Here is a 4,776-nt window from a genome sequence, read left to right as displayed (position 1 = left end):
GGCGGAATCTGTCCGCATCTTGTTTGGGCGCTGTCTAATCGGTTTTTCCCGGCAGGAAAAGGCCTGATACGCCGGGCGCAGATGGGTAGGGTGCCTGGGAAACGCAAGAAGGGCCGCCGGTCGACCCGGCGGCCCTTCCGTTGACGTTACGTCAGTCTTTGTTTCGATGCATGTCGTTTTCCCAAAACCGGAACCACTTTTGGGCGACATGCATCAGCTGTCGCGGAGCTTGACCAGGTCGTTCAGCAGCCCGCCCGTTCCGTTGTGGACGGTCAGCCGCTCGACCTTGCCGGCGATGGTTTCCAGAGCCTCGAGCTCCTTCAACCGCAGCATCACCGGGTTTTCCGCCATCACCCTGGCCGTGTTGAGGAGGGAACGCGTGGCGTTCGTCTCCTCACGGCGGCGGATGATGTTGGCCTCGGCCTGCTTTTCGGCCGACACCACCTGGTTGAGGATCTCGCGCATCTCGCCCGGCAGGATGACATCCTTGAGGGCGATATCGCTGACCTCCACTCCGATCTCGGCCATGTCGGCGCGGACCTTGGTTACCGCTTCCTCGTCGATCGTCACCTTCTTTTCGAGGATCTGATCGAGTGTCAGCGCGCCCAGCGTCTTGCGGAAGGCATACTGCAGGGCGCGGTAGAGGGCTTCGGAGAAGTCCTTCACCATGCTTACCGCCTTGACCGGATCGACCACCCGGTATTCGGCGGCGATGTTGACGCGGATCGTCACACGGTCCTTGGTCAGCACTTCCTGCCCGGCAACGTCGAGCGACTGGCGCTTGAGGTCGACGACCTTGATCTGCACCATGCGTCCGACGTTCCAGAAGCCATGCACGCCCGCCGTCAGCGTCCTGACCAGGACACCGTCGATGAACAGCAGTCCGGCCTGACCATCGACGACCGGATGGACGGACATCAATTCCGCCTTCCGGGCCTGGCCGAGCCGGCGCATGACCGCCGCATCGATGGCGAGATCGACTGATGTGTCGATCAGCGTCACCTTCCACGGACCGGCCTCCGTCCACAGCACCAGCTTGCGATCCGGCGCCAGCACGGCGTGCAGATTGCCGTCACGCTCGATGACGGCAACATCCGTGCGCCCGGTGCGAACGACGGTGAAATGACGCGCGGCCACATCCGGGAGCTTGTCGAACAACGCCTTCTCGTATGCCGAAACGAATTCCGGGTTCTTCAGATCGTGCCGGGACACTTCAAGGCTGCCGCGCCGGTTGGCGAGCCAATGTTCGCCCGGTAGCAGGACAGCCTTGATCTCCCCCTTGTGGAGGGTGAGGGCACGTTCGTTTTCCCTAACGAGGACGCGCTCGCGTCCAAGAACCTTGTCGAGAATTGTCATTGTCTTACTCCTGTCGGGCATGGCCCCATGCGAGGCGTCAAGTCATGCGTCGATCGTCCTTTTCGTTTCTCGTTTCACATCGTCGTCTTGCGTCACAGCCCGGGCACGAATGATCCGGGGACTGGTGGCATCGATCCGTGGCGGGCTTGCGGGAGCGGATCGCGGGACAGTGAAGCGGGCGCCGGAAGCCTTGGCCTCCCTTGCCGGCGACACTGCGCCTTGATCGTCACCGCGGGCCTGGCCGCGAGCCGGTGGCGAAAGACACTCAGGCTGGTCCGCGCCCGAGGGCTTGGGCCATCCGTTCGGTCTTTCGCATTCCAGTCCCCGGACCGCTTTTTCAGATAACACCGTGGCAGGGTGCTGGCTTATCAGGCCAATGGAGAAGGATTTGAACCTTCGACAGTCAGATTCTCGATCTGATGCTCTACCCAACTGAGCTATCCGTGGTGCAGATGAAGGGAATTGAACCCCCGACCTCCGGATCCAAATCCGGCGCTCTCCCACTGAGCTACATCCGCGATCCCAATCCCCAAAGCGGCGCCGCATACAGGGCGGCAATGCCGCCTGCACGGGCGGAGACGAAAGCTCCAACCGTTGTGCTCACTTCGGTTTTCGTGACCGGGAGCGCGCCTATAGACCCTGCGACGGGTTGTCGCAAGCGGCATTGTCATGGCGGATTTGCGGCTTCTTTCAATAGTGGCATTTCGGCAACACCGCTTCCGGCGTCAGCGACGCGTAGAGCGCTCAGAAGGTGACGCGGCCGAGCACGCGCAGGCCATCGCCCTGCGGCTCGACAACCACGGCCTCGCCTTCGCGCGGCGAGATGCCGGTCAGTGCCACGATGTCTTCCAGATGGGTGACCATGACCAGATTGTCGGAGCCGGAATAGGCGCGGATTTCCTTCATGATCGCGGCGATCTGCACGGCCTTCTGCGTCTCGTCGCCATTCAGGAGATCGAGGGGTGCAAAGAGCTCTGGCTCGGCCTCGAAGGCGATGCGCGCGGTGTCGAGGCAGCGGCAATAGCGGCTGGACAGCACGCGCTCGATCGGTGCCGCCCGAGCGGCAAACAGAGCGCCGATCTTGCTCGCCTGCTGCTTGCCGCGCGCCGACAGGTTGATCTGGGTGGCACAGCTGTCGATGTCGAAATTGGCCGGGTCGGTGGTGCCGGTGACCATGGCATGGCGCAGCAGCACGACATGCCCGCCATCGCGTAGCAGCGCCCAGCCTGCATCCGTGGCGTGCGCCGCGCCGGGAACAACAAGCAGGAACAACGCCAAGGCAAATCGAATCATCCGCTATCCTTCTCCGGTTCCCGGCAATGGGTTCCGGTGACGAGACATATAGGGACGGCAAAGCCGGCCGAAAGACAAGGTACGGTCGGCGGGAAGCGTAGACCTACTTCTTCGCTATCTGCTTCTTCACCAGATCGATCTTCTGGTCGGTGAGCGGGATGGGGATCGTGTAGCCGGCTTCGGTAAAGCCCTGCTTGGCGTTCTCGAAGAATTCGATCGCCTTTTGATATTCGGCCTTGCCGCCGCCATAGCTGCCGCGGTTCCAGTGGATGTCGCCTAGATTGTTCTGCGCGAAGGCCCATTGCATGGGCAGGCTTTCCCTGGTGAATACCTTCAGCGTCGCCGTGAAGGCGGCCTCGGCGTCACCGAGATATTTGTCGGTGCGTTCGAGATTGCCGAGGTTGAGCAGGCTCATGCCGATACCGTTCTGGGCGTTGGCCCAGTCGACCGGTGCCGCGTCGACGGTGAGCACCTCGAGGGCCGCCCGGCGGGCCGCGATGGACTCCAGCAAGGTCTTGGGGTCAGCATTGCTCATGCTCAGCCAGTGCAACGTCGAGCCGAGGCCGGCCTGGGCCAGCGCCCATTGGCGCGGGTTCGTCTCGCGTTTGTACTCGCGCAACGCATCGCGGTAGGCGGCAATGGCCTCACCGTAATGTTCCGGCTTATCGGTCACGCCGCCCAGAAGCTGCAGCGTGTTGCCGAGATTGTAGTGGCTCATTGCCCAGTCCTGCGGGAATTTCCGTCTGACATAGACCTGCCGGGCGGCCTGGAACGCCGCGGCCGATTGCTCCAGCTTGGCCGCGTCGCGGGTGCGCTGGCCAAGCGTCTGGTAGATCGAACCGAGATTGTTCTGCGCCGACGCCCAGTCCATCGGGAAACGCTGCCGGGTAAACACGGTCAGCGCATCGTCATAGGCCGTCGCGGCCTCTTCGAGCGCGCCGGTGCCCATATCGAAGCGGGCGACACCGCTCAGCGCGTTGCCGAGGTTGAGCCGGCTGGTTGCCCACGAGACCGGGAAGGTTTCACGGGTTCGCACCTCGAGCGCGGCACGGAACGCATCGGCCGCCTCGTTGATCTTCGCCTTGTCGTTGAGCTGAATGCCGAGCGACACCAGCGTGTTGCCGAGATTGTTCTCGACCATCGCCCATTCCACCGGCGCCTTTTCGCGCGTGTATTCCTCAAGTGCCAGACGGTAGGCCGCCTCGGCTTGCGTCAGATGTTCGCCGGCGGCTTCGCGCTCGGACAACGCATAGAGCGCCAGGCCGAGATTGTTCTGCGAAGCGGCCCAGTCGAGCGGCACTTTTTCACGCGGGCGCTTCTCCAACGTCGCGCGCATTGCCACCACCGCCTCGTTCAGGCGCTTCGGGTCGCTCTCGCGTTCGCCGATCTTCAACAGCACATTGGCCAGATTGTTCTGCGCGGCGGCCCAGTTGAGATCGTCTTTCTCGCGCTCGAACACGACAAGGGAGGCGCGAAAGATCTGTGCTGCCTCCTCAAGGCGTGCGGTCTCCGTCTCGCGCTCGCCGATGGTCTGCAGCACCACCGCCATGTTGTTGCGGGTGATCGCCCAGTCGCGATTCTGTTCGCCATTGGGGATGAAGTTCAGGATGGTGCGATAGGCATCGATGGAGCGCTGCAGCGCATCAAGGTCGCCGGTGGCGTAGCCGTAGGCGTTCAGCGCCTCGGCTTCCTGGTTCTTGTAGTTCCAGCGCAGCTTGTCGTCCCATTTTTCGGCCAGTGAAAACGCCTTGGCGTAGTCGCCGGCGGCGGATTTGTAGTCGAACACCAGCCCCGAGGCATCGGCGCGTCTGGCATAGATCGCGGCGTCGGCAAGACGCTTCTGCTTGACGAGATCCTCGGCCTTATCGACCGCGTCGTTGGTCTGCTCGACCCGGCCGACCGCGTCATCGAGGAACTTCCGCGCCGTCACGATGGCGCCCTGGCCGATCGCCTTGTCGGCGGAGGCGACCAGGCGTTTGATCTCCGGATCGTCGGTGCGCAGCGCGGCACGTTCGGACATCATTTTCTTCAGGCGCTCGGCCTGGGCGTCGAGCACCTTTTGCAGGTCGGACGGATCCTCCGGCATTTTTTCCGTGCCGAGCGCCTTCAGCACGCCATAGAGCGCAT

General features: G+C 62.9%; 3 protein-coding genes and 2 tRNA genes. All 5 read right to left on the bottom strand.

The genetic code is table 11. The features are described from left to right. Nucleotides 1–213: 213 nt before the first annotated feature. Nucleotides 214–1,356, bottom strand: a complete 1,143-nt coding sequence (locus EN935_RS22630) for a slipin family protein (RefSeq protein WP_164757846.1) — start codon at nt 1,354–1,356, stop codon at nt 214–216. 373 nt (nt 1,357–1,729) lie between these two features. Next, a tRNA-Leu gene (locus EN935_RS22625) sits at nt 1,730–1,798 on the bottom strand. Nucleotides 1,799–1,800: 2 nt separating this feature from the next. Next, nucleotides 1,801–1,874: transfer RNA gene (locus tag EN935_RS22620), tRNA-OTHER, on the bottom strand. Nucleotides 1,875–2,100: 226 nt separating this feature from the next. Further along, nucleotides 2,101–2,649 (bottom strand): histidine phosphatase family protein, encoded by a 549-nt coding sequence (locus EN935_RS22615; RefSeq protein ID WP_127265360.1) that lies wholly within the window; start codon nt 2,647–2,649, stop codon nt 2,101–2,103. Nucleotides 2,650–2,752: 103 nt separating this feature from the next. Further along, a partial coding sequence (locus EN935_RS22610; RefSeq protein WP_127373626.1) for a tetratricopeptide repeat protein occupies nt 2,753–4,776 on the bottom strand: 2,024 nt, incomplete at its 5' end.

The sequence above is a fragment of the Mesorhizobium sp. M7D.F.Ca.US.004.03.1.1 genome, assembly GCF_003998635.1.
Classification (GTDB): Bacteria; Pseudomonadota; Alphaproteobacteria; order Rhizobiales; family Rhizobiaceae; genus Mesorhizobium; species Mesorhizobium loti.
This window is presented reverse-complemented; position numbering and strand designations above follow the sequence as displayed.